This window comes from Nonomuraea sp. NPDC049624, assembly GCF_040675255.1.
GTDB lineage: Bacteria > Actinomycetota > Actinomycetes > Streptosporangiales > Streptosporangiaceae > Nonomuraea.
This window is the reverse complement of record NZ_JBFAOR010000018.1, coordinates 71,511-93,739: the sequence shown is the minus strand read 5'-3', so window position 1 is coordinate 93,739 and position 22,229 is coordinate 71,511. Positions and strand designations below refer to the sequence as shown.

Genomic DNA, 22,229 nt, shown 5'->3' with positions numbered 1-22,229 from the left:
GGTCAGCCGGGGGGCGCGCCCAGCAGGGGCAGCCACACCTCGTCCACGATCTCGGCGATCGACTCCTCCGGCACCCGGCGCATCGTGACGAGCATGTCGTGCCGGAGCAGGTCCAGCGGCAGGTTCACCACCCTGGACGAACGCGGCACGTCGGGCAGCTCGCCGCGCTCGACCGCCCGGCCCACGATCGTCTCGAACGCGGTCGCCCGGCCGGGCGGCAGCAGCGTGTCGCGCAGCTCGGTGAGGCTGGTGCCGGCTTCCCGGAAGTAGTCGGCGAGCTGCACGCTCATCAGCGTCAGCATGCCCGCGCGGTCGTCGCCGGCGTTGCGCAGGAACCCGACGGCGTCCTCGCGCAGGCTGCCGGTGTCGGGCACGTCGATCAGCCGCCAGAACTTGGCGAGGGTGGCCAGCAGCAGGTCGTCGCGCCGGGGCCAGCGCCGGTAGAGCACCGGTCGGCTGGTGCCGGCGCGGGCGGCGACGGCCTCGAAGGTGAAGCCGTGGTAGCCGTGCTCGACCAGGACCTGCCAGGCGGCGTCGAGGATCGCCTCCTCCAGCGCGGGGCCGCGACGGCGGGACGCGCCGCCGGGGGCACGGTGCTTGAGATTCACTTGCGTATCTTAACTCGGGGCCCTACGGTGGCCGGAATTAGATACAGCCATGTACCCAAAGGACCGTCCATGATGTTCGACGTCATCGTCGTCGGCGCCGGGCCCGCCGGCCTCTTCCTCGCCTGCGAGCTGCGCCTGGCCGGCGTGCGGCCGCTGGTGCTGGAACGACGGCCGGAGCCCGACCTGTCGGACAAGGCCCACGGCCTGGCCGGCCAGGTCGTCCGGCTGCTGGACCACCGCGGCCTGTACGAACGCTGCGGCGGCCGGGGCGTCCCGGCGCCGGCGCCCGGCTACTTCTTCGGCGGGATGCCGTTGCCGCTGCACACGCTCGGCGCGGCCAACCCGATGTACCTGCTGCCCTGCGACCAGCGCGACCTCGAACGGGTGCTCGCCGCGCGCGCGGCCGAACTGGGCGCGGAGGTGCGGCGCGGCCAGGAGGTGATCTCCTTCGGCCAGGACGCCGACCGGGTCGAGGTCGTGACCCGCGGCCCCGGCGGCGCCGAGACCACCCTCACCGCCCGCTACCTGGTCGGCTGCGACGGCGGCCACAGCATGGTCAGGAAGGCGGCGGGCATCGGCTTCCCCGGCGTCAGCGACGACCACGTCGTGGACCGCTCGGCCCTCATCGGCCCGAGCGAGCACTTCCGGGTCCTGCCCGGCGGCCGCGTCCTGATCGAGGGGCTCGGCGAGATCCCCGCCCACTTCCACCGCACCGATCGCGGCGTCTTCACCCTCCTGGCCCACGACCCGCGGCGGCCGCTGATCAACACCGCCGAGTGGGAGGAGCATCCGGCGGGCGGCTTCCCGGGGCCGGGCGCGCCGATGACGCTGGCCGAGATGGAGAAGAGCGTCGAACGCGTCCTCGGGGTGCGCCTGCCGCTGAGCCCGCCGCCCGAGGGAGCGCCGATCATGCTGCGCCGGCTGTGCGGGCGCAACACCCGGCTCGCCGACCGCTACCGCGCCGGACGCGTCTTCATCGCCGGCGACGCCGCCCAGGTGAGCCACGGGCCCACCCTGAACCTGGCGCTCCAGGACGCCGCCAACCTGGCCTGGAAACTCGCCGCCACGCTCCGGGGGCAGGCCCCGGAAGGGCTCCTGGACAGCTACGAGACCGAGCGCCGCGCGTGCGCGGAACGCGTGGTCACCCAAACCCTGGCCGCGACCGCCCTGCTGGCGCCCGGCGCCGAGGTCACCGCGCTACGACGGCTGTTCGCCGAGCTCCTGGGCCGTACGGAGAACCTGCGCATGATCGCCGAGCTGATGGCGGGCGGCGACGTCCGCCACGACATGGGGGAGGAGCGGCCCGCCGGGCCCACCGGCTGGTTCGCGCCGTCCCTGGCGCTGACCACCGGCGACGGGCGGTCGTGGCGCCTGGCCGAGCTGATGCGCGACGCCCGCCCCCTGCTCCTGGACCTGACCGGCGGCGACGCCCTGGCCGCCGCCGCCGCGCCCTGGTTCGACCGGGTCCGGCACGTGGCCGCCACCGCCGCCGCCGACGCCCCCGCCCCGGCGCTGCTCGTCCGGCCGGACGGCTACGTCGCCTGGGCGGGCGCGGGCCCCGACGGCCTCAGGGCCGCCCTCGCCCGCTGGTTCGGCCCGAGCTGAGCCCGGCCGCCCGTCCGGAGGGGGAGGGGTCACTCCGGGCTGGTGACGCGGGCCAGCACGATGCCGCCGACGATGAGCGCCAGCGCCGCCATCCGGCCGATCGACAGCGGGTCCTTGTGCACGACGACGCCCAGGGCGATGGCGCCGACCGCCCCGATGCCGGTGAAGACGGCGTAAGCGGTGCCGACCGGGAGGGTCTTCATCGAGTACGACAGGAGCCAGACCGCGGCCACCATGAGGACGAAGCAGATCAGCGTGGGCAGCGGCCTGGTGAAGCCCTGGGTGGGCTTGATGCTCTGCGCCCAGGCGATCTCGACCAGCCCGGCCAGCCCGAGGATGAGCCAGTTCATCGTCAGAACTCCTTCCCCAGGTCGCGGGCGCCGCGCAGCGCGGCGGCGTACAGCTCGTCGTGCTGGGCGCGCAGGTGGAACAGGCCGGGGTCGATGCGGGAGTTGGCCAGCTCGGCGGCGACGACGGTGGTGTCCTCGACGGCGAAGTGGCCGGCGAAGAAGTCACGCAGGTAGCGCTCCTGGTAGTCGAACCTGGCCTTGGGGGCGCCGGGCGAGTAGGCCCCGCCGCGCGCGGTGGTGACCACGAAACGCCGCCCGGCCAGGGACATCTTGGGGAAGGTCACCTGGTCCAGCCACGCCTTGAGCGCCGACGGGATCGAGTAGTTGTACATCGGGGTGGCGATCAGCACCACGTCCGCGGCCACCAGCTGCGACAGCAGCGGCTCGACGATCGCCCACGCGGCCGCCTGCTCCGGGGTGCGGGCGGCCTCGTGGTAGCGGGAGATGTCGGTGATCTGGTTGGCCATGACGTAGTCGCACAGCTCGGTCCACGCCTCCCCGATGTGCGGCACCGGCTCGGCGGCCAGGTCGCGGTGGACGTAGGTGCCCTCGGGGTGGGCGGACCGCCACGCCTCGGCGAAGGCGTCGCCGAGCTCGCGGCTGATGGAACGGCGTCGGGCGCTGGCGTCCAGGTGCAGCAGAACGGCCATGAGGGGCTCCTCGAACTAAGCGGACATGACGTCCGGTTTGCGGTCGAGGTGACCGTAGCAACTAAGCGGGCACGTTGTCCACTTATCTCGGAGTGGGTTAGAGTCGCCGCCATGGAGTCCCGTACCGAGTTGCTGACCGGACGTCCCGTGGCGGAGGCGGGCCGCCCGCGCGAGCGCGCCGACGCCGCCCGCAACCGCGCCAAGGTGCTCGCCGCGGCGGCCGAGCTGTTCGCCACCCGCGACCCGCGCGGCGTGACCATGGACGACATCGCCAAGGCCGCGGGCGTCGGGCGGGGCACGCTCTACCGCCGCTATCCCGACACCGTCTCGATCGCGCAGGCCCTGCTCGACGAGCACGAGCGCGCGCTGCAGGAACGCCTGCTGCGCGGCGACCCGCCGCTCGGCCCCGGCGCGCCCCCCGCCGAGCGGCTCGCCGCCTTCTACGCCGCGATGGTCGGCCTGCTGGACGAGCACATCTCGCTCGTCCTGGGCGCCGAGCAGGGCGCCCTGCGCTACGCCACCGGCGCCTACGGGTTCTGGCGGGCGCACGTGCGGGTGCTGCTGACCGAGGCGGGCGTCCCGGAGACCGAGGCGCTGGCCGACATCCTGCTCGCCCCGCTGGGCCCCGACGTCTACGCAGAGCAGCGCAGGCGCGGGCTCACCCCCGGGCAGATCACCGCCGCCCTGACCCGGCTGGCGCACGGCGTCGTCGCCCGGGACGCCGTGCGCTGACCGCACCGGCGGCGGCTCACCCCCAGGCCGCCGCCTTGTCGTACGGGTCGACGTTCCTGAAGGCCATCCCGACGATCTCCTCGACGTCCTCGTCGCCGTAGGCGCCGGGCAGGGCCAGGCCGAGGCGTTCGAACAGCGCCCGGACCTCCTCGACCGTGGGCGAGAACGACAGCGTCACGTCCTCGGCGCCCCTGAGGTTCAGCGGGCGCGCCTGGCGGAGGCTGGCGTGCAGCTCGGTGGCCCAGCAGTCGAGGGCCAGGGCGTTCCCGGTGATGACGGTGGCGGGGAAGCCGGGCCCCCGCTGCGTGATGAACATGTGGCGGGAGGACAGCTCGTAGCGGAACGTCGAGGCGATCGAGGAGAACCCGATCTCGATGTCCAGGAGCTCGTAGCGCTGGTGATGCCAGCAGGCCGACAGCACGGTCGCGTAGAGCTCCCTGCGGGTGCCGTCGGCGGTCCAGGTCAGCTCCGGGCTGTCGTCGTCCAGCGCCAGGCTGCGGTGCAGGCGGACGAACCGCTCGCACAGCGCGAGGTCGTCCGGGTCCAGGATCTCCAGCCGGACCAGCAGCGCCCGCCGTCCCTGACGGGCCTTGGCCAGGCATTCGGGCAGCGTCACCGCGCGCACGTACGCGCCCGTCGAGCCCTTGAAGATCCACCGGTCGGTGTCCCCGCGCGCCTGCGCCAGCACCCGGTTGAACTCCTCGCCGCGCACCAGCCGGACCGCCGACTGCTCCTGGAGCAGGGACGGCAGCAGGTCGAGCTTGCGATCGGCGGCGAGCACGGCCCGCTCCACGGCGTTCTCCGCCGACTGCGCCCGCGTCCGGCTGCGCAGCATGACGAACGCGAGCACCGCCAGCGTGGCCACGGTGGCGTTGCTGACGGCCTCCGCGGTGGCGATGCCCGCGACGTCCAGAATGCTCACGACGACCGCCACCGCCAGGGCGATGAGGATGTCGACGTTGACGCCGACCCAGGCGAGGATGCGCTTCACTGACCGTCCCATCGCGAGGGGCCACGGGGTGACACTTCGAATCATGAAGCAGAACCCGGCGGCACGCGAGGGGGCGGCCCGTCCCCGCTCCGGTCGCGGGGTTACGCGGCGAGGGCGTCGCGGAGGAAGCGCAGGATGTCCGCCCGCGCGTCCTCGGCCTGGGGGGCCAGCGCCGGCATGCTGAGGAAGGCGTGCCCGGCCTCGGGGTACTCGGCCAGGCGGGTGGGGGTGCCGGCGGCCCGCAGCGCCTCGGCGTAGCGGCGGCCGTGGTCGGCGATCGGGTCGTGGGTCGGCACCGCCACGAGCGCCGGGGCCAGCCCGCCCAGGTCGTCGGCGTGCAGCGGGGAGAGCGCGCGGGCGTCCGTCCCCTCGGGCACGGCGAGCCGGTGGAACAGCCGCAGCACCGGCACGCTGAGCGTCGGGGTGTCGGCGTACCGGGCGATCGAGGGGTGGTCGAACATCGTCCCGGTCACGTCCACGGCCGGGTTGACCAGCACCTGCGCCTTCAGGGGCAGGCCGGCGTCGCGTGCCCTGATCGCCGCCAGGGCGCAGATCAGGCCGCCGCAGCTCTCGCCGAACAGGACGGTCCGCGCCGGGTCGACACCCCATTGCGCGGCGTGCTCCAGCACGTGGCGGAGCACGTCCCAGCCGTCGTCGGCGGCGTCGGCCAGCGGCGTGCGCCGGTCGAGGAGGCGGTGGTCCACCGAGGCGACGATGGCGGGCAGGCGGGCGGCGAGGTGGCTGTTGACCCAGTCGCTCTGCGGCGCCGTGCCGACGAAGCCGCCGCCGTGCACGTGCAGCACGAGCGGCAGGACGTCCCCCGGCTCTGCCGCGGCGCGCGGCCGGTGGACCCGGACGCGGATGTCGCGGCCGGGCAGCGCCACCGTCCGCCAGTCGATGGCGGCGCCGGGGTCCGGCCGGCCGGTGATCGCCTGGGCCTCGGCGGAGGCGCGCAGCCGGTTCTCCGCCTCGGCGTAGGCGGCCAGCTCGGCGGGGGTGACGGTGTCCCAGTCCGGCGTGACCGGACGGCCGGTGGAGGTCTGGCGCATGGTCGTCTCCTCAGCTTTTCGCTACTTGAAGTATCGATACCTAAGGTAGCGAAAACGGGGCGCGACCGGTCTGTGGCGTCGATCACACGCCCCGCCCGCGCGGCACGCGGAGAGGCGGCCCGGCCGGCCTCGCGACGGGCGGACGGATCGGAGCGCGGGTTCTTCGCAACACGAGATGTTGGGTGTGACTTTTTGATCCACCCTATATATGGTGTTCCCCGCAGCCGGTTCGGTCGCCCCGCCAGGGCGGCCGAGGCAAGAGGGAACCCGGTGGGAATCCGGGACTGCCCCGCAGCGGTGAGTGGGAACGAACGCCGTCACACGCACTGGGCCGACGGCCCGGGAAGCGACGGCCAGTAGGCAGCGACAGCATGCCCACGAGTCCGAAGACCTGCCGGCGCGCCGCGCGCGATCATGCGCGCGCGGCTGCTCCGAGACCGCGTGGGACGGTGGACGGCGCTGGCGAGAGGGCTGTGGCGCCTCGTCGTCCGCCTCCTGCGCGCGTTCTCGGCAGCTGACCGAGTTCACGAGGGGAGAGCGCAGTGACGGTCACAGGGGACCCGATGACGGACCTGGCCGAGCCGGCGCGGGCGGACGCCGACAGGTCCGCGCCGCGGCGCGTGCAGATGCAGGTGCGCAAGCGCAACGGCACCGCTGAGCCGGTCGACGTCAACAAGATCGTACGTGCGGTGGAGCACTGGGCGACCGATCTGACGGACATCGACCCGATGCGGGTGGCCACCAAGACGATCAGCGGCCTCTACGACGGGGCCACCACCGCCGAGCTGGACCGGCTGTCCATCCAGACGGCCGCCGAGATGATCGGCGAGGAGCCGCAGTACTCGCGCCTGGCCGCGCGGCTGCTGTCGGGCTACATCGACAAGGAGGTCCGCGGGCAGGGCGTGGCCTCCTTCAGCCAGGCGATCCGGCTGGGCCACGCCGAAGGGCTCATCGGCGACGAGACCGCCGAGTTCGTCAACGCCAACGCCCGCAAGCTGGACGACGCCATCGACGTCACCGCCGACCTGCGGTTCGAGTACTTCGGGCTGCGCACGGTCTACGACCGTTACCTGCTGCGCCACCCGTCCACCCGGCTGGTGGTGGAGACGCCGCAGTACTGGCTGCTGCGCGTGGCCTGCGGGCTGGCCGAGACGCCCGCCGAGGCCGTCGGCTTCTACCGGCTCATGTCGTCGCTGGCCTACCTGCCCAGCTCGCCGACGCTGTTCAACTCCGGCACCCGGCACACCCAGATGTCCTCCTGCTACCTGGTCGACTCGCCCCGTGACGAGATCGGCTCCATCTACGACCGGTACGCCCAGGTGGCGCAGCTGTCGAAGTTCGCCGGCGGGATCGGCATCTCCTGGTCGCGGGTGCGCTCCCGGGGCGCGCTGATCCGCGGCACGAACGGGCACTCCAACGGCATCGTCCCGTGGCTGCGCACGCTCGACGCGTCGGTGGCCGCCGTCAACCAGGGCGGCCGGCGCAAGGGCGCGGCCTGCGTCTACCTGGAGCCCTGGCACCCCGACGTCGAGGAGTTCCTGGAGCTGCGCGACAACACCGGCGAGGACGCCCGCCGCACCCACAACCTCAACCTGGCCAACTGGATCCCCGACGAGTTCATGCGCCGGGTCGAGGCCGACGGCACCTGGTCGCTGTTCGACCCCGACGAGGTCCCCGAGCTGCCCGACCTGTGGGGCGAGGCGTTCGAGGAGGCATACCGCGCCGCCGAGCGCGACGGCCGGTACGTCCGGCAGATCAAGGCCCGCGACCTGTACGCCAAGATGATGCGCACCCTGGCCCAGACCGGCAACGGCTGGATGACCTTCAAGGACGCCGCCAACCGCCTGTGCAACCAGGCGGCCGAGCCCGGCAACGTGGTGCACCTGTCCAACCTGTGCACCGAGATCGTCGAGGTGTCCAGCGACGCCGAGACCGCGGTCTGCAACCTCGGGTCGGTCAACCTCGCCGCACACCTGACCGGCGGCGACATCGACTGGGAGCGGCTGCGCGCCACCGTCCGCACCGCGGTCACCTTCCTCGACCGGGTGATCGACATCAACTACTACCCGAGCGAGCAGGCCGCGGCCAGCAACCCGCGCTGGCGTCCGGTCGGCCTCGGCGTGATGGGCCTGCAGGACGTCTTCTTCGCCCTGCGCCTGCCGTTCGACTCGGCCGAGGCCAAGGAGCTGTCCACCCGGATCGCCGAGGAGATCTACCTGTCGGCGCTGGAGACCTCCGCCGGCCTGGCCGAGCGTTTCGGCGCCCACCCCGCCTACGACCAGACGTGGGCGGCCCGCGGCCGGCTCCAGCACGACCTGTGGGGCCAGAGCGGCACCCAGGCCGGGCGCTGGGACGCGGTGCGCGAGCGCATCGCCGCGCACGGCCTGCGCAACTCGCTGCTGATCGCGATCGCGCCGACCGCCACCATCGCCTCGATCGTCGGCTGCTACGAGTGCATCGAGCCGCAGGTGTCCAACCTGTTCAAGCGCGAGACGCTGAGCGGGGAGTTCCTGCAGATCAACAACGCGCTGGTGGCCGAGCTGAAGTCGCGCGGCCTGTGGAACGAGCGCGTCCGGGCGGCCATCAAGCAGGCCGAGGGGTCGGTGCAGGGCATCGCCGAGCTGCCGGAGGACGTGCGCCGGCTGTTCCGCACCGCCTGGGAGCTGCCGCAGCGGGCGCTGATCGACATGGCCGCCGCGCGCTCGCCGTTCATCGACCAGAGCCAGTCGCTCAACCTGTTCATGAGCGCGCCGACGATCGACAAGCTCTCCTCGATGTACCTGTACGCCTGGAAGTCCGGCCTGAAGACCACCTACTACCTGCGCTCGCGCCCGGCCACCCGCATCCAGCAGGCCACCGTGCCCCTCGCGCCCTCCGCGCCCGCCGCGCCCCGCGCGAACAAGTCCGAGGAGGCCCTGGTGTGCTCCCTGGAGAACCCCGAGTCGTGCGAGGCCTGCCAGTGACCCCCGAGGAGAACCCGATGTTGCTCGACCCGGGCATGAGCCTGACCCTGCGGCCCATGCGCTACCCCCTGTTCTTCGACCGCTACCGCGACGCGATCAAGAACACCTGGACGGTCGAGGAGGTGGACCTGCACTCCGACCTGAACGACCTGCCCAAGCTGTCGGCGGCCGAGCGCCACCTGGTCAGCCGCCTGGTCGCCTTCTTCGCCACCGGCGACACGATCGTGGCCAACAACCTGGTGCTCAACCTCTACCAGCACGTCAACGCGCCCGAGGCGCGCCTGTACCTGAGCAGGCAGCTGTTCGAGGAGGCGGTGCACGTCCAGTTCTACCTGAACCTGCTGGACACCTACGTGCCGGACGAGGAGGAGCGGTTCGCGGCGTTCGCGGCGGTGGAGAACATCCCCTCCATCAGGCGCAAGGCCGAGTTCTGCTTCCGCTGGATCGACTCCATCGGCAGCCTCCAGCGGCTGGAGACCCGCGAGGACCGGCGGGCGTTCCTGCTCAACCTGATCTGCTTCGCCGCCTGCATCGAGGGCCTGTTCTTCTACGGCGCGTTCGCCTACGTCTACTTCCTGCGCTCGCGCGGCCTGCTGAACGGCCTGGCCTCGGGCACCAACTGGGTCTTCCGCGACGAGTCCATGCACATGGCCTTCGCCTTCGACGTGGTGGACGTCGTTCGGCAGGAGGAGCCGGGCCTCTTCGACGAGGAGATGGCCGGCCAGGTCAGGGAGATGCTGGCCGAGGCGGTCGACTGCGAGGCGCAGTTCGCCGAGGACCTGCTCGGGCAGGGCGTGCCGGGCATGTCGACCGCGGACATGCGCTCCTACCTGGAGCACGTGGCCGACCGGCGGCTGGCCCAGCTCGGCATCGAGCCGCTGTACGGGTCGAAGAACCCGTTCGCGTTCATGGAGCTGCAGGACGTGCAGGAGTTGTCGAACTTCTTCGAGCGGCGGGTGTCGGCGTACCAGGTGGGGGTGACCGGCTCGGTCAGCTTCGACGCCGACTTCTGACCCCTACAGATCTACAACGTAAAGCCGCCCGGCTGGAGATGAATCCCCGCCGGGCGGTCAGGCGGGGCCGGGACGGTTGTCCTTGCCGTCCAGCCAGAGGACGTCGGACTCGTCGCGGTGGGAACCGGTGCCGCCGACGTGCCTGGCGTCGATCTGCGGCCCCTTCTTGATCACGTGGACGAGGGCCATGGCGTGGCCGCGTCCGAGGTCGTAGTCCTGCTTGAGCCAGTCGATGATCGTCCCGGCCTTGGTGGACGGGGCGTCGAAGCCGCGTTCCTTCGCCAGGGCGATGAACTGGCGGGGGGTCGGTCCGGTCTTGCCTTCGATGTTGTCCAGGTAAGCCTGGAAGGACATGGTGTTCTCCGCTCCTCATGGGGTGTTGCGGCCATGATGCACCATTTCGGTGGGTGCGCCGTCTCAGTAGAATGCCGTTCCGCCGAGGGCCGAGGGGTGACGGTGATGGACGAGCGCGAACTGAGCCGCCCGTGGGAAGGCGTCCTGGTCACGCCGGGCCCGGCCGTCCGCACGGGCGTGCTCGTGCTGGCGGGGTCGAGCGGGCGGATCGAACGGGACAGGGCCCGCCTGCTGGCCGCGGAGGGGGTGACCGCGCTGTCGATCCGCTGGTTCGGCGGTCCGGGCCAGCCGCCGGGCATCTGCGAGATCCCGCTGGAGACGTTCGTGTCGGCCGTCGATCTGCTGGAGTCCACCGGCGTCCGGCGGGTCTGCGTGCTGGGCATGTCGAAGGGGGCCGAGGCCGCGCTGCTGACCGCCGTCCGGGATCGGCGGATCGGCGGGGTGGTGGCGCTGTCGCCGACCTCGGTCGTGTGGGGCAACGTCGGGCCGGGGGCGGACGGGGAGAAGCGTCCCTACCGGTCGTCCTGGACGTGGCGGGGGCGGCCGCTGCCGTTCGTCCCGTACGACGACGACTGGGCCGAGGCCGAGCCCGAGCACGGCCCGCTGGCCCTGCGCGAGCTGTACGAGCTCAGCGAGCGCACGTTCGCCGGCCTGGTGCCGGCCGCGGAGATCCCGATCGAGGCGGCGGCGGCCGACGTGCTGCTGGTGGCGGGCGGGGACGACGCCATGTGGCCGTCCCTGCCGTTCGCCGGGCGGCTGGCCGCCCGGCGTCGCGCCGACGGGCTCCCGGTGCGGGTGGTCAGCCGGGCCGAGGCCGGTCACCGTCCGCGCCTGCCGGGGGAGGGGCCCGCCCCCGAGTCTCCTGACTTCCTCTACGGGGGCGACCCGGTCGCCGACGCCGGGCTCGGAGCCGACGCCTGGCCGCACATCCTCGACCTGCTGCACGGCTGACGCCCGCGGGTCGCCTGCGATGATCGTCTTCTGCTAGTTTGTACCTTCCGGCCGGATGTTGCATCTGGCCGAGAGTGCTTGTATGAGCATTTCTGCGGTAAACGTGCGGCCCGTTGAGGCCGCGGACCACCCCACCGTCGAACGCCTCTGGCTCATGTTCCGCCACGACATGGCGGACTTCCAGGGTGGCCTGCCCGACCCCGACGGCACCTACCACGGCGACCGCCTGCGCACCGCCCTCGATGGTGACGACTGGACGGCCTACCTGTTCACCAGCGGCGACCGGCCGGTCGGGTTCGCGTTCGTGCGTGCGGCGGCCGGACCGGTCCGGGTGCTGAACAGCTTCTTCGTCGTGCGCGGGGCGCGCCGGTCCGGGATAGGGCTGCGGGTCGTCCGGGAGGTGATCTCCCGGCATCCCGGGCCGTGGCGGATCGCCTTCCAGGACGCCAACACGGCGGGCGTGGCGTTCTGGCGGCGCGTCGCGACCGAGTTCGCCGGCGAGGCGTGGACGGAGGAGCGCCGGCCCGTCCCGAACCGCCCGGACGTCCCGCCGGACGTGTGGATCTCCTTCACCGCAGCCGAAATCTGATGGTGTGGTACGTTTTCGCCACGCATTCGAACTGAGGGGGTGAGACCGATCAACGTTGTGACAGGTCGGGGCTCCCTCACGCGCATCGCCTAGGGAGCGCCCGCACAAGGCATCCCGAAAGGCTCAAGACGCGCATGCGTTTTCTCACCCGGACGTCGGCCGACGGCGTCATCGAACGATCCTTCACCCTCGGCGACGTCCCCGGCGTCCTGTGGACCCCACAGGACGCCGAGCCCCGCGGCCTGATCCTCATCGGGCACGGCGGCGGGCAGCACAAGCGGGCCCCAGGCGTCGTCGGACGCGCGCACCGGCTGGCGGCCGAACGCGGCCTCGCGGCGGCGGCCATCGACGCCCCGGCCCACGGCGACCGGCCTCCGGGCGCCGAGCACGAGCGACTCATCGCCGCGCTGCGGGAGCGGATGGCCGGCGCGGGCGACCCCACCCCGCTGCTGGCCGAGCTGCACGCGCTGCTGGCGGCCCGGACCGTGCCGGAGTGGCGGTCGGTCCTGGACGCGCTCGGCGACCAGGGGCCGGTGGGTTACTGGGGCGTGTCGCTGGGCTGTGCCCTGGGGATCCCGCTGGTGGCCGCCGAGCCGCGGATCGGCGCGGCGGTCCTGGGGCTGAGCGGCACCTCGCCGGCCTCGGCCCAGGCCGCCGCCGGGATCACCGTCCCGGTGCGGTTCCTGCTGCAGTGGGACGACGAACGGGTGCCGCGGGCCGAGGCCCTGGCCCTGTTCGACGCCCTGGCCTCGGCCGAGAAGACCCTGCACGCCAACCCCGGCGGGCACGCGGACGTGCCGGACTTCGAGATCGACAGCGCCCTGCGCTTCCTCGCCGACCGGCTGGCCTGAGGCCGCCGCCGGCCGGGAGGCCGTCCCGGCCGGCGGGCCGCCGATGAGTACGGGCGGGCGCGGCTGAGCACGTGCGTGCTCACGACAGGGGACCCGCGGCGCGGCCACCATCGTGGTGCAGGAAGACCACGGCATGGAGGTGGGCGATGCACGACGAGCAGAACGGCGACCGGGAGCCGTCCGTAGGCAGGAGAGGGCTGCTGCGGCTGACGGGGGCGGCCGCGGTGGCCACGACGGCGGCGATGGTCCTGCCGACCGGGCGGGCCGCGGCGACGCCGGCCGGAGAAGCGCGGACGCAGACGCAGCGGCAGGGGGCGGACGGCTCGGAGGCGCGGGACCGGGACTGGCGGTTGCGCACCGAGCAGCTGCGCGCCAACGGCGACAGCCTCCGGCGCAGCGCCGAGCTGACCAGGCAGAGCCTGGCCGGCCAGACGGCCCTGCGGATCCCCGCCGGACCACCCCGCTGACCACAGCCGACACAAGGAGGACGGACCATGACGTTTTTCGCAAGGGTCGGCTGGACGTGGGAGGCCGGCGGCGCGGTCCTGGGCGCCCCCACCGTCGCCCCCGCCGTGCACGACCTGGCCACCGGCCATCTGGCGCTGCGGATGGCGACCAACCGCGGCGCGCCTTCCACCGCGGACCAGATCACCTCGCTGGGCGCGTCGATCGGCGTCCCGCGCAATGAGAACGGGCGCATCGACGGGCCCTCGGTGGCCCAGGTCGGGGCGACGTTCCGGCTGGACCCCGACTCCCGCTTCCACGTCGAGAGGTCGTGGAACTCCTCCGAGCTGTCGGTGACCCTCGCCGTCAGCCTGGAGGACCTCACGGCGGGCACCGTCGTCACCGGGCCGGAGTTCGTCATCGCGCGGGACTCGGGGTTCAACGTGGGGGAGAACAAGCTGCTGTTCAGCAACCCGGCGCCGGGCGGGTCGGCGGCGGTCAGCGGCGACTTCGCCTGCGCCGCCCGCCACGACTACCGGGCGTGGATCGACCTGCACGCCCGCGTCAGCGGCGCGGGGTTCGGCGGGAGCGGCGGGTCGGGGGCCGACCTGATCGCCGGCGTCGTCGCGCCCACCCTCTCCTTCCTGTGGTACTTCACGCCGTTGCAGGGGGCCGCGCCGTCGTCGTGGACCCGCGAGGCGACCGCGCCACCCGCCCGCGCCGCCGACCGGGTCTGACGACCGGGCCTGGCGGCCGGGCCGGGCGGTGCGGTGGCGGCCGTCAGGGGCGCAGGACGTCGCGCAGCTCGCCGCGGCTGGTGACGCCGAGCTTGGCGTAGGCGCGGGCGACGTGGTTGTCGACGGTGCGTTTGGAGATGCCCAGCCGTTCGGCGATCTGCCGGTGGGTCAAACCGGTCAGCGCCAGCGTCGCCACCTCGCGCTCGCGGGCGGTCAGCTCAGCGGTCGAGGGCAGCCGTTCGGCCAGGGCCAGGCCGGGGCAGCGGCGCAGGTGCTCGGCCGACAGGCCCCAGCAGCGCCGGGCGGTGTGGGCACGGCCGCGCTCCTGGTGACGGCGCGCGGCGCGGCCGTACCCCTCGGCGGCCAGGGGGTGCAGGCCGAGGCGGGCGAAGTCCCCGGCCGCCGCCTCCAGCGCGGCGGGGTCGCCGGTACTGATCGCCGCCGCGTATCGCAGGTAGGGGGACTCGCCGCCGTCCGTGGTGGCGGCGGGCGGGGCGGTCCGTACGTCCGCGCCGAGCCGGACGGCGTCGGCCAGGGCGAGCGCGTGCACCGCCGCGGCGCCCATGGCCTGCGCCCGGACGGCGGTCGCGCGGGCCAGGCCGGCCGCGGCGCGGGCGTCGCCCCGGGCGGCGGCCACCCACGGCCGGGCCAGGTCGGCCCACAGCCCGAACATGGTCGCGGGCGGCCACTCCAGGCGGTCGGCGGTGCGCAGCGCGGCCTGCGCGGCGTCGGCCTCACCGGCCAGCGCCTCGGCGTGCGCGACCTCGCCGTAGAGCAGGCGGTGGAGCAGGCGGCCGGTGACGGTGTCGGGCCGATGGAGGACGACGGCCTCGCGCAGCCTGCGCCGGGCCTCCGCCACGTCGCCGGTGAACCGGGCGACCTGGGCCATCGCGATGGCCGCCACCATCAGCGCGTACTCCCAGCCGTGGGCGAGGGCGGCCTCCTGCTCGCGTCCGGCGAGCCGCGCGGCCAGGTCCGTACGGCAGGCCAGGAGCGCGCCCTGCACCTGGACCAGCGCGGTGGTCGGCGGCAGCCACGGCATGTTCTCCACCGCCTCGGCCAGCACGGGATCGCGCGCGTCGTGCGGCGGCGCGGGCGGCCGGCCGCCGTAGGCGCCGGCCAGCTCGTGCGCCAGGCGGGCCTTGACCTCGGCCTCCTTGTTGACCATCCCCGCCCGGAACAGCGGCGGCAGCTCCGACAGCGCCGGGCGCAGGTCGCCGGAGAACGCCGCGAACACCGAGCCCAGGGCCGCCCGCTCCTCGGCGTGCTCCGGGGTCAGGGCCGCGTCGCGGACGGGCAGCGCGCGATGGGCGGCGGGGTCGCCGAGCCCCCAGAACAGCGTCTCGGCCCGGCCGAACGCGATCTTGTCGTGGTGGTGGCCGGCGGTGGCGACGGCGTCCATGACGTCGAGCATGGCCATGAGCTCGCCGGTGCGCTCGCCCGAGATGAGCACCCGCCACAGGACCTGCGCCGCGCCGACGCCCTGCTCGACGTCGCCGTTCAGCAGGGCCGACTCGGTGGCGGCGCGGGCGAGCTGTTCGGCCAGCGGCAGGTCGAGCAGCGTCCAGGCGCGCCGGGTGGCGATCAGCAGCATGCCGGGCGGCGGCTGGACGCCGGCGTCGAGGCTCCAGCGGACGATGCGCAGCGCGTCGGAGCGGCGGCGGGCCCCCGTGGCGGCGATGGCCTCGGCCAGCACGCGCTTGGCCCTGCGGGTGCGCAGCTCCGGGCAGCCGTCGCGCAGCGCCTCGCCGTACAGGGGGTGGGCCAGGCGCAGAAGGGAGCGGCGGCCGTCGCGCTGGATCCACAGCAGGCCGCGCGCCTCCAGGCGGGTGAGCAGGTCTTCGGGGACGAGCCGGGTGACCACGCCGACCGAGACGGGCTCGGCCAGGGCGAGCAGTTCGAGCGCCCACCGTTCCTGGTCGGCGAGCGCGCCGAGCCGCCTGGCCACCAGCTCGGTCAGCCGGGGGGCGACCAGCCAGGGGCCCTCCCATCGCCACACGCCCTTGGTCTCGGCCAGCGTCCCGGCCTGCATGCCGGCCAGCACGACCTCGCGCAGCAGGAGCGGGTTGCCGGCGGTCAGCTCGTGCAGACGGCGTACGGTGAGCTCGGCCGCCTGGCCGCCGAGCACCTCGTGCAGCACCTGGCCCACCTCGGACGGCGACAGCGCGGCCGGCTCGATCCGCTCGGCCAGCCCTTCGGTCCACAACGCGGCCAGCCACTCGGAGAACGGCTCGCCGGCGCGCAGCACCACCAGCACGAACGCGGCCCGCGTCCGGGCCAGGTGGCGCAGCACGGCCGCCGACTCGTCGTCGAGCAGGTGGGCGTCGTCCACGACGACCACCGCGCGGCGCGACCCGGCCGTCAGGGCCGCGACCATGGCCCGCACCAGCACGCCGCGGCTGGCCACGCCCACGACGCCGTCGGGCACGAGCACGCCGAGCGGGCCGAGCGGCACGTCGGAGTTGCCCGAGGTGGCCGGCACCGAATGCACGACGAACCTGGACGGATCGAGCGTGGCGAGCGCCTCGTACACCAGCCGGCTCTTGCCGACGCCCGGCGGGCCGGTGATCGCCAGCGCGCCGGCCGCCGGATCGCGCAGGGCGGTGGTGACGCGGCCCAGATCGGACTCCCTGCCCACGAACGGCCACATGCCCGCCTCCCGCTGCGTCGTCTGCCGCAGTCTGACACGCCGGACGGGCACGAGTCAGCCGGAATGTCGCCTTCGCCGGCGTTCGCCTGGCGGATCAGGAGCCGCCGGCGATCTCGACGACGGCGTGGCGGTTGTGCTCGTCGGTGAGGTGGTCGAGCAGGTAGTGGGCCAGGTCGGCGCGGGAGATCGAGCCCGCCTTGGCCAGGGGCGCGTTCTCGGCGGTGCGGTAGCGGCCGGTCAGCGGGCCGTCGGTGAGCATCGGCGGGCGCACGATCGTCCAGTCGATGTCGTGGGCGGCGGTGACGGCGGCCTCCATGCGTCTCATGTCGGCGTAGCCGTGCCGGTAGAGGCGCTGGATCACGAAGCGGGTGACCAGGCGGCGGCCCAGCGGCGTGCCCGGCGGGATGTCCAGGCCCGCCGACGACAGGCACAGCAGGCGGCGCACCCCGCCGTCACGCATGGCGGCGATGACGTTGGCGGTGCCCTGGGAGTAGACGGTGGTGGGGTGGCCGCGGTCGGTGCTGCCCAGGCAGGACAGCACGGCCTCGTGCCCGGCGACGGCCTCCCGCCAGGGGCCGGGGGTGAGCACGTCGCCGCCGATCACGCTCACCCGCTCGCCCGCCGGGACGCGGGCGGGGTCGCGGGCCAGGACGGTGACGTCGTGCCCGGCGGCGACCGCCTGCTCGACCACCTGGCGTCCGGTGCCGCCGGTCGCGCCGAGGACCATCAGCCTCATGCCGCACCGGCCAGGGCCCGTATGACGGCCTCGGCGATCTCGCGCTGGCCCTCGATGCTCAGGTGCACGCCGTCGTCGAGGAAGTGGTGGTCCTCGCGGACGGCGAGCCTGGTGTCCACGGTCGGCTCGGGACGGCCCAGCAGGTGGTCGGCGGTGGCGTCGACGTCCTTGCCGGCCCAGGTGATGCCGGCGCGCCGGAAGTGCGGGTAGGCGGCGGCGCGCGGCTCGTCGAAGGGGCTGGGTGTGAGCCAGACCCAGCGGACGGCCCCCCGCTGCTGGGCCAGGTCGTGCAGCATGGCCAGGTTGCGCTCGGTCTCGGCGGCGCTGACCAGGGTCGGCGCGTCGGGGGCCAGGTGCTGGGCGTCGTTGGCGCCGATCATGCACAGCACCAGGTCGGGCCGCTGGAAGCCGAGGGCGGGGAGCTGGGTGATTGCCTGGGTGGTGGTGCTGCCGGTGATCGCCAGGTTGGTGAAGCGGACGGCGTCGCCGGGACGGCGCAGCGCGACCACCTGGCGCAGGATCTCGAACCAGGACAGGCGGTCGGCGGTGGTGCTCTCGCCGAGGGCGACGACGTGGAAGGCGTCGCGGGAGTCGCGGGCGTCTTCGGGGTGCAGGGGCAGCCGGTCGACGGCGTCGGCGAGGCCGGGCCGGGCCAGCAGCGTCTCGGCGGCCTGCCGGGTCTGGTGGTCGAAGGCGTCCAGCAGCGCGCGGTAGGCGCCCGCGTCGAGGCCGAACAGGGCGGCGAGGCGGGCCTCGTCCGCGCCGATCAGGTACGGCAGGGCGCCGGGCCGCTGGAACCGGACGAGCCGTTCGGTCATCGGGTCGGTCATGACTTGGCCTCCGTCTGGACGGTGGATGCGGGGGACGGGCGGAGCGCGGCGTAGATCACGAGACCCGTCCGCCGGTGAGGTCGAGGGTCGCCCCGGTCACCCAGGAGGCGGCGGGCGAGGCGAGGTAGAGGACGGCCTGGGCGACGTCGGCGGGACGGCCGACGCGCCCGAGCGGGAAGGCCGCGGCGAGCTGGGCGAGCCGCTCGGCGGGCAGCGCGGCGAGCTTGTCGTTGAGCACGGCCGAGGGCGCCAGGCAGTTGACCCGCACGCCGTCGCCGCCCACCTCGGCGGCCAGGTGCCGGGCGAACATGACCACGCCGGCCTTGGCGGCGGCGTAGGCGGCGTTGGCGCCTCCGGGCTGCCGGCCCGCGGTGGACGACATCAGGATGATCGACCCGTCGCGCCGCTCCAGCATGCCCGGCAGGAACTCGTGGACGGTGAGGAACACCGAGGTCAGGTCGGACTCCAGCACGGCGCGCCAGCGGCCGGGGTCGAGCCCCGCGGTCGGCGCGGGCACGCCCTGCCCGCCGGCGAACGGGGCCAGGATGTCCACCGGCCCGAGCGCGGCCTCCACCTCGGCGCGGATGCGGGCCAGGACGCCCGCGTCGGTCACGTCGCCGGGCGCGGCCAGCGCCCGGCCGCCCTCGGCGGCGATCGAGGCGACGACGCGGTCCACCGCCTCGGTGTCGCGGCCGGTGACCGCGACCCGGACGCCGTTGGCGGCCAGCGCGTGGCAGGTGGCCGCGCCGATGCCGCGGGAACCGCCGGTGACGAGGGCGACCTTGCCCTCCAGTCCGGGATGTCTGGGCCAGTCAGGCCGGTCGGTGGTCATCGCATTGCTTCTCTCTGGAGAAAGGTTCACTCTTATGAATGGTTCTGTGCGGAGTACAGTATGCGCTGTGTCCGCGTCCCGCAACCGCCCGATGGGCGTCGCCTTCCTGCTCGCGCAGCTCGGCGCGCACGCCGCCGGCCGGTTCGCCGCGCGGGTCGCCGAGCTCGGCCTGTCGCCGTCCGACGTCGGGCTGCTGCGGATGATCGCCCTCCAGCCCGGCCGCAGCCAGCAGTCGCTCGCCGCCGACCTCGGCGTCGTGCCCAGCCGGGTCACCGCGCTGCTCGACCCGCTCGACCGGGCCGGACTGGTGGAGCGGCGCCGCTCGGCCGGCGACCGCCGCAACCACGAGCTGCACCTGACCGAGCAGGGCGCGAAGGTGATGGAGGACATCAGGAAGACCGCGATGGCGCACGAGGCCGACCTGACCTCGTGCCTCAGCCCCGACCAGCGCGGCCAGCTGCTCGCCCTGCTGGAGCTGGTCGCCGCCGACCAGGGCCTGACACCGGGCGTGCATCCCGGCTACCGCCGCTTCTGAGGCCGCCCGCCGCCCGGCGGGCCGTAGGTCACCGCGCGGCGGGACCTACGGCTCTGGCAGCCGCATCCGCCCAGGCCAGAGGCTTGGGTCATCACCACCGGATGCGAAGAAGGTGTTCACGAATGAGGCACAGGCCCATCGCCCTTGACGCCGACGACGTGCAGGTCAGGATCCGCGGCGGCGGCGTGCGCGCGGCCGACGTGCGGCGTGCCCGCCACACCGTGGCCGACCTGACCCGGCTCGCCCACGAGCCGGTGCTCGGCGCGACGGTCAAGCTCGCCGCCACACCGCAGGTCGCGGGGGAGCGGCGGACGGCCGAGGCCGTGGTGGACGTCCAGGGCCGGCTCATCAGGGCCCGGGCCGGCGCCGGCTCCACCCGCGCTGCCATCCACCTGCTCGGCGACCGGCTGCGGGCGCGGCTGCTGGAGAGCACCCGCGACTGGGAGAACCGGCGCGGCCGCCACCCCCGGCCGTCCCACCCCGCCCCGCCCGCCGGGGAACGCCGCATCGTCCGGACGTACACGGCCGCCCGCGCCGTGCCCGACGAGGCGGCCGTGGACATGGACGACCTCGACTACGACTTCCTGCTGTTCACCGAGGCCGCGACCGGCCAGGACAGCGTGATCTACCGCACCGGCGACGGCTACCGCCTCGCCCAGCTCGACCCGCGTCCCGACCTGCCGGCGCCGACCTGCGCGGCGATCTCGGTCAGCCCGCTGCCCGCCCCCCGCCTCACCGCCGCGCAGGCCCTCGACCGGCTGGAGCTGACCGGTTTCCCGTTCGTCTTCTTCGCCGACTCCGCGACCGGAGCGGGCTGCCTCCTCTACCGCCGCGACGACGGCGACTACGGCCTGGTGACCACCGCGCACGAGGACTGAGAACCGGCGCCGCCCCCTGGACCGGGGGCGGCGCCGGCCGTTCAGGAACCCGTCACACGACGGCCGCGCGGGCGGGGGCGATGCGCCGGCCGGAGATCTGCTCGGCCTCGACCACGATGTAGTGGTCCCGCTCGCCCGGCGCCCACGTCGTCAGCGGCAGCCCGGCCAGGCGGGCCAGCTCGGCGGCGTCGGTCACCTCGCGCGCGTGCCCCACCGCCGTGACCGACCAGCCGGTACGCAGCCCGGCGTCGAAGTCGTCGGCCTCGAAGGCCACCACGGCCCGCCGGGTGGCCGCCGCCAGCTTCGACCCCGCCGCGGTGCGGATCACGACGGACCGCCCGTCGAGACAGAAGTTGACCGGCTGGACGGCGGGCAGGGCACGATCGGTGAACACGATCCGCCCGATGGGCATCGAGGACAGCAGCAGGAAGCACTCCTCCTCGGAGAGCACCTGCAGTCCGGACGAGTCGAGCTGCATGCTCTCCAGGATCCCGCACCCGCCGCCGCCCGCGGCAGGGACGAAAGTCCCATCTTCCCCGCCGACCGGCCCGCGGGCGGCCGGATGTCCCGTCCGGGACCTTCGGCCCTTCAAGTGCGGACGTTCGCCCCGGTCAGCGGCCGGGCCGCGCTCCCTAGCCTGAGAACCGGCCCGCGGTCGCGGGTCTCACCCCTGGGACTGTGGAGGTCACATGTTGTCCGCGGAATCCGCCGCCGTCGTCCGCGCCACGCTGCCCGTCGTGGGCGCCTCGCTCGACGCGATCACCGAGCGGTTCTACGCGACGATGTTCGCCGACCGGCCCGAGCTGCTGGACGGCCTGTTCAACCGCGGCAACCAGGCCAGCGGCGAGCAGCGCAAGGCGCTGGCGGCCTCCGTCGCGGCCTTCGCCACCACCCTCCTGGACCACCCCGACCAGCGGCCCGACCACCTGCTCGCGCGGATCGCGCACAAGCACACCGCGGTCGGCGTCACCGACGACCAGTACGTGATCGTGCACAAGTACCTGTTCGGCGCGATCGCCGAGGTGCTCGGCCAGGCCGTCACCCCGCAGGTCGCCGCCGCCTGGGACGAGGTCTACTGGCTGATGGCCGGCGCCCTGATCGCCATGGAGGCCCGCCTCTACGCCGAGGCAGGCGCCGTCGAGGGCCGCACGTGGCGGCGCTGGCGGGTGGCCGGCCGCCGCGAGGAGACGCCCGACGTCGCCTCCTTCCTGCTCACCCCGCTCGGCGAGGAGCCCCCGCCGCCCGCCCGCCCCGGCCAGTACGTCAGCGTCCAGGTCGAGATGCCCGACGGCGTGCGCCAGCTCCGCCAGTACACGCTGTCCAACGCCGGCGACGGCCTGCGCCGGATCACCGTCAAGCGCGTGGACGGCGACCCCGCCGGCGAGGTGTCCACCCTGCTGCACGCCACCGTGCGCCAGGGCGACGAGCTCACCCTGTCCGCCCCCTTCGGCGACGTCACCCTGGACGACTCCGAGGCGCCGCTGGTGCTGGTGAGCGCCGGCATCGGCGGCACCCCCATGGTGGCCATGCTCGACCACCTCGCCGCCACCGGCTCCCGCCGCCGCGTCCTGACCCTGCACGCCGACCGCTCGCCCGACCGGCACGCGCTGCGCGAGGACATGACCCGCCTGGCCCCCGAGCACGTCTTCTGGTACGAGCGCGGCGCCCAGGCCCCCGACCGCGACGGCCTGATGGACCTGGCCGGCGTGCCGATCCCGCAGGGCGCGGTCGCCTACCTGTGCGGGCCGCTGCCGTTCATGCGCGAGGCGCGCGCCGCGCTGCTGAAGGCCGGCGTGGCGGCCCGCGACGTGCACTACGAGGTCTTCGGGCCCGACCTGTGGCTCGCCGCCGGCTGACCGCCCGCCCCGGCGGCCCCCCGCC

Annotated in this window: 23 protein-coding genes and 1 riboswitch; of the genes, 12 read left to right on the top strand and 11 right to left on the bottom strand. The window is 74.1% G+C overall.

Features of this window, described 5'->3' with window-relative positions; all coding sequences use genetic code 11:
* Positions 1 to 2: 2 nt before the first annotated feature.
* Complete coding sequence (locus tag AB0J76_RS45550) at positions 3 to 608, bottom strand: TetR/AcrR family transcriptional regulator (protein WP_352330390.1); 606 nt, start codon at positions 606 to 608, stop codon at positions 3 to 5.
* Positions 609 to 677: 69 nt separating this feature from the next.
* Between AB0J76_RS45550 and AB0J76_RS45545 the strand changes: the two genes are divergently transcribed.
* Complete coding sequence (locus AB0J76_RS45545; RefSeq protein WP_364393593.1) at positions 678 to 2,213, top strand: FAD-dependent monooxygenase; 1,536 nt, start codon at positions 678 to 680, stop codon at positions 2,211 to 2,213.
* A gap of 29 nt (positions 2,214 to 2,242) precedes the next feature.
* On the opposite strand, the gene AB0J76_RS45540 is transcribed toward AB0J76_RS45545, so the two are convergent.
* Complete coding sequence (locus tag AB0J76_RS45540) at positions 2,243 to 2,563, bottom strand: multidrug efflux SMR transporter (protein WP_352331556.1); 321 nt, start codon at positions 2,561 to 2,563, stop codon at positions 2,243 to 2,245.
* Between the two features lie 2 nt (positions 2,564 to 2,565).
* On the bottom strand, positions 2,566 to 3,213 hold the full coding sequence (locus AB0J76_RS45535) for an NAD(P)H-dependent oxidoreductase (RefSeq protein ID WP_364393589.1): 648 nt from the start codon (positions 3,211 to 3,213) through the stop codon (positions 2,566 to 2,568).
* A 111-nt stretch (positions 3,214 to 3,324) separates the two neighbouring features.
* On the opposite strand from AB0J76_RS45535, the gene AB0J76_RS45530 reads away from it, so the two are divergent.
* Entirely contained in the window at positions 3,325 to 3,945 is a 621-nt protein-coding gene (locus AB0J76_RS45530) for a helix-turn-helix domain-containing protein (protein ID WP_364393586.1), read from the top strand.
* 16 nt (positions 3,946 to 3,961) lie between these two features.
* On the opposite strand, the gene AB0J76_RS45525 is transcribed toward AB0J76_RS45530, so the two are convergent.
* Together AB0J76_RS45525 and AB0J76_RS45520 are read right to left on the bottom strand one after the other, a co-directional pair.
* Complete coding sequence (locus AB0J76_RS45525) at positions 3,962 to 4,936, bottom strand: hypothetical protein (protein ID WP_352329606.1); 975 nt, start codon at positions 4,934 to 4,936, stop codon at positions 3,962 to 3,964.
* A 101-nt stretch (positions 4,937 to 5,037) separates the two neighbouring features.
* Positions 5,038 to 5,985: an alpha/beta hydrolase gene (locus AB0J76_RS45520; protein WP_352329605.1), complete on the bottom strand. Its 948-nt coding sequence runs from the start codon at positions 5,983 to 5,985 to the stop codon at positions 5,038 to 5,040.
* A 208-nt stretch (positions 5,986 to 6,193) separates the two neighbouring features.
* A riboswitch (cobalamin riboswitch) is annotated at positions 6,194 to 6,399 on the top strand.
* A gap of 128 nt (positions 6,400 to 6,527) precedes the next feature.
* On the opposite strand from AB0J76_RS45520, the gene AB0J76_RS45515 reads away from it, so the two are divergent.
* The gene (locus AB0J76_RS45515; RefSeq protein ID WP_352329603.1) at positions 6,528 to 8,948 is read left to right on the top strand and encodes a ribonucleoside-diphosphate reductase subunit alpha; all 2,421 of its coding nucleotides are present in this window, start codon (positions 6,528 to 6,530) and stop codon (positions 8,946 to 8,948) included.
* Between the two features lie 17 nt (positions 8,949 to 8,965).
* Entirely contained in the window at positions 8,966 to 9,961 is a 996-nt protein-coding gene (locus tag AB0J76_RS45510) for a ribonucleotide-diphosphate reductase subunit beta (protein ID WP_352329601.1), read from the top strand.
* A 57-nt stretch (positions 9,962 to 10,018) separates the two neighbouring features.
* On the opposite strand, the gene AB0J76_RS45505 is transcribed toward AB0J76_RS45510, so the two are convergent.
* The gene (locus AB0J76_RS45505; RefSeq protein WP_364393581.1) at positions 10,019 to 10,315 is read right to left on the bottom strand and encodes a DUF4287 domain-containing protein; all 297 of its coding nucleotides are present in this window, start codon (positions 10,313 to 10,315) and stop codon (positions 10,019 to 10,021) included.
* A 105-nt stretch (positions 10,316 to 10,420) separates the two neighbouring features.
* Between AB0J76_RS45505 and AB0J76_RS45500 the strand changes: the two genes are divergently transcribed.
* From AB0J76_RS45500 to AB0J76_RS45480, 5 genes are all read left to right on the top strand, one after another.
* Entirely contained in the window at positions 10,421 to 11,266 is an 846-nt protein-coding gene (locus tag AB0J76_RS45500) for an acyl-CoA thioester hydrolase/BAAT C-terminal domain-containing protein (protein WP_364393578.1), read from the top strand.
* A gap of 82 nt (positions 11,267 to 11,348) precedes the next feature.
* Positions 11,349 to 11,855 carry a GNAT family N-acetyltransferase gene (locus tag AB0J76_RS45495; protein WP_364393575.1) on the top strand — a complete coding sequence of 169 codons (507 nt, stop codon included), beginning with the start codon at positions 11,349 to 11,351 and terminating at the stop codon, positions 11,853 to 11,855.
* Between the two features lie 134 nt (positions 11,856 to 11,989).
* Positions 11,990 to 12,706, top strand: a complete 717-nt coding sequence (locus AB0J76_RS45490; RefSeq protein WP_352331337.1) for an alpha/beta hydrolase — start codon at positions 11,990 to 11,992, stop codon at positions 12,704 to 12,706.
* Between the two features lie 146 nt (positions 12,707 to 12,852).
* Complete coding sequence (locus AB0J76_RS45485) at positions 12,853 to 13,173, top strand: hypothetical protein (protein WP_352329363.1); 321 nt, start codon at positions 12,853 to 12,855, stop codon at positions 13,171 to 13,173.
* A 27-nt stretch (positions 13,174 to 13,200) separates the two neighbouring features.
* Positions 13,201 to 13,887: a hypothetical protein gene (locus AB0J76_RS45480; protein WP_352329361.1), complete on the top strand. Its 687-nt coding sequence runs from the start codon at positions 13,201 to 13,203 to the stop codon at positions 13,885 to 13,887.
* Positions 13,888 to 13,930: 43 nt separating this feature from the next.
* Here AB0J76_RS45480 and AB0J76_RS45475 read toward each other — a convergent pair whose 3' ends face one another.
* From AB0J76_RS45475 to AB0J76_RS45460, 4 genes are all read right to left on the bottom strand, one after another.
* Entirely contained in the window at positions 13,931 to 16,537 is a 2,607-nt protein-coding gene (locus AB0J76_RS45475) for a LuxR C-terminal-related transcriptional regulator (protein WP_352329360.1), read from the bottom strand.
* Between the two features lie 94 nt (positions 16,538 to 16,631).
* A complete protein-coding gene (locus AB0J76_RS45470) occupies positions 16,632 to 17,273 on the bottom strand; it encodes an SDR family oxidoreductase (RefSeq protein WP_352329358.1) in 642 nt (213 codons plus the stop codon).
* Positions 17,270 to 18,103 (bottom strand): SGNH/GDSL hydrolase family protein, encoded by an 834-nt coding sequence (locus AB0J76_RS45465; RefSeq protein WP_352329356.1) that lies wholly within the window; start codon positions 18,101 to 18,103, stop codon positions 17,270 to 17,272. Before AB0J76_RS45465 ends, AB0J76_RS45470 begins: the two co-directional genes overlap by 4 nt.
* A 55-nt stretch (positions 18,104 to 18,158) precedes the next feature.
* Positions 18,159 to 18,935: an SDR family NAD(P)-dependent oxidoreductase gene (locus AB0J76_RS45460; protein ID WP_352329354.1), complete on the bottom strand. Its 777-nt coding sequence runs from the start codon at positions 18,933 to 18,935 to the stop codon at positions 18,159 to 18,161.
* A gap of 67 nt (positions 18,936 to 19,002) precedes the next feature.
* On the opposite strand from AB0J76_RS45460, the gene AB0J76_RS45455 reads away from it, so the two are divergent.
* The gene (locus AB0J76_RS45455) at positions 19,003 to 19,470 is read left to right on the top strand and encodes a MarR family transcriptional regulator (RefSeq protein ID WP_364393568.1); all 468 of its coding nucleotides are present in this window, start codon (positions 19,003 to 19,005) and stop codon (positions 19,468 to 19,470) included.
* A 122-nt stretch (positions 19,471 to 19,592) separates the two neighbouring features.
* Positions 19,593 to 20,348, top strand: a complete 756-nt coding sequence (locus AB0J76_RS45450) for a sigma 54 modulation/S30EA ribosomal C-terminal domain-containing protein (RefSeq protein ID WP_364393565.1) — start codon at positions 19,593 to 19,595, stop codon at positions 20,346 to 20,348.
* A gap of 52 nt (positions 20,349 to 20,400) precedes the next feature.
* Here AB0J76_RS45450 and AB0J76_RS45445 read toward each other — a convergent pair whose 3' ends face one another.
* The gene (locus tag AB0J76_RS45445) at positions 20,401 to 20,826 is read right to left on the bottom strand and encodes a pyridoxamine 5'-phosphate oxidase family protein (protein WP_352331538.1); all 426 of its coding nucleotides are present in this window, start codon (positions 20,824 to 20,826) and stop codon (positions 20,401 to 20,403) included.
* A 211-nt stretch (positions 20,827 to 21,037) separates the two neighbouring features.
* Between AB0J76_RS45445 and AB0J76_RS45440 the strand changes: the two genes are divergently transcribed.
* Positions 21,038 to 22,204 (top strand): globin domain-containing protein, encoded by a 1,167-nt coding sequence (locus AB0J76_RS45440; protein WP_364393562.1) that lies wholly within the window; start codon positions 21,038 to 21,040, stop codon positions 22,202 to 22,204.
* The last annotated feature ends 25 nt before the right edge of the window (positions 22,205 to 22,229 follow it).

Bases quoted from the DNA above. Each gene is read 5' to 3' on its own strand.
- AB0J76_RS45510 (WP_352329601.1), top strand. From the start codon at position 8,966: ATGTTGCTCGACCCGGGCATGAGCCTGACCCTGCGGCCCATGCGCTAC.
- AB0J76_RS45520 (WP_352329605.1), bottom strand. From the start codon at position 5,985: ATGCGCCAGACCTCCACCGGCCGTCCGGTCACGCCGGACTGGGACACC.
- AB0J76_RS45465 (WP_352329356.1), bottom strand. From the start codon at position 18,103: ATGACCGACCCGATGACCGAACGGCTCGTCCGGTTCCAGCGGCCCGGC.
- AB0J76_RS45440 (WP_364393562.1), top strand. From the start codon at position 21,038: ATGTTGTCCGCGGAATCCGCCGCCGTCGTCCGCGCCACGCTGCCCGTC.
- AB0J76_RS45445 (WP_352331538.1), bottom strand. From the start codon at position 20,826: ATGCAGCTCGACTCGTCCGGACTGCAGGTGCTCTCCGAGGAGGAGTGC.
- AB0J76_RS45530 (WP_364393586.1), top strand. From the start codon at position 3,325: ATGGAGTCCCGTACCGAGTTGCTGACCGGACGTCCCGTGGCGGAGGCG.
- AB0J76_RS45500 (WP_364393578.1), top strand. From the start codon at position 10,421: ATGGACGAGCGCGAACTGAGCCGCCCGTGGGAAGGCGTCCTGGTCACG.
- AB0J76_RS45540 (WP_352331556.1), bottom strand. From the start codon at position 2,563: ATGAACTGGCTCATCCTCGGGCTGGCCGGGCTGGTCGAGATCGCCTGG.
- AB0J76_RS45470 (WP_352329358.1), bottom strand. From the start codon at position 17,273: ATGAGGCTGATGGTCCTCGGCGCGACCGGCGGCACCGGACGCCAGGTG.
- AB0J76_RS45495 (WP_364393575.1), top strand. From the start codon at position 11,349: ATGAGCATTTCTGCGGTAAACGTGCGGCCCGTTGAGGCCGCGGACCAC.
- AB0J76_RS45475 (WP_352329360.1), bottom strand. From the start codon at position 16,537: ATGTGGCCGTTCGTGGGCAGGGAGTCCGATCTGGGCCGCGTCACCACC.
- AB0J76_RS45460 (WP_352329354.1), bottom strand. From the start codon at position 18,935: ATGACCACCGACCGGCCTGACTGGCCCAGACATCCCGGACTGGAGGGC.
- AB0J76_RS45480 (WP_352329361.1), top strand. From the start codon at position 13,201: ATGACGTTTTTCGCAAGGGTCGGCTGGACGTGGGAGGCCGGCGGCGCG.
- AB0J76_RS45450 (WP_364393565.1), top strand. From the start codon at position 19,593: ATGAGGCACAGGCCCATCGCCCTTGACGCCGACGACGTGCAGGTCAGG.
- AB0J76_RS45535 (WP_364393589.1), bottom strand. From the start codon at position 3,213: ATGGCCGTTCTGCTGCACCTGGACGCCAGCGCCCGACGCCGTTCCATC.
- AB0J76_RS45490 (WP_352331337.1), top strand. From the start codon at position 11,990: ATGCGTTTTCTCACCCGGACGTCGGCCGACGGCGTCATCGAACGATCC.
- AB0J76_RS45505 (WP_364393581.1), bottom strand. From the start codon at position 10,315: ATGTCCTTCCAGGCTTACCTGGACAACATCGAAGGCAAGACCGGACCG.
- AB0J76_RS45485 (WP_352329363.1), top strand. From the start codon at position 12,853: ATGCACGACGAGCAGAACGGCGACCGGGAGCCGTCCGTAGGCAGGAGA.
- AB0J76_RS45545 (WP_364393593.1), top strand. From the start codon at position 678: ATGATGTTCGACGTCATCGTCGTCGGCGCCGGGCCCGCCGGCCTCTTC.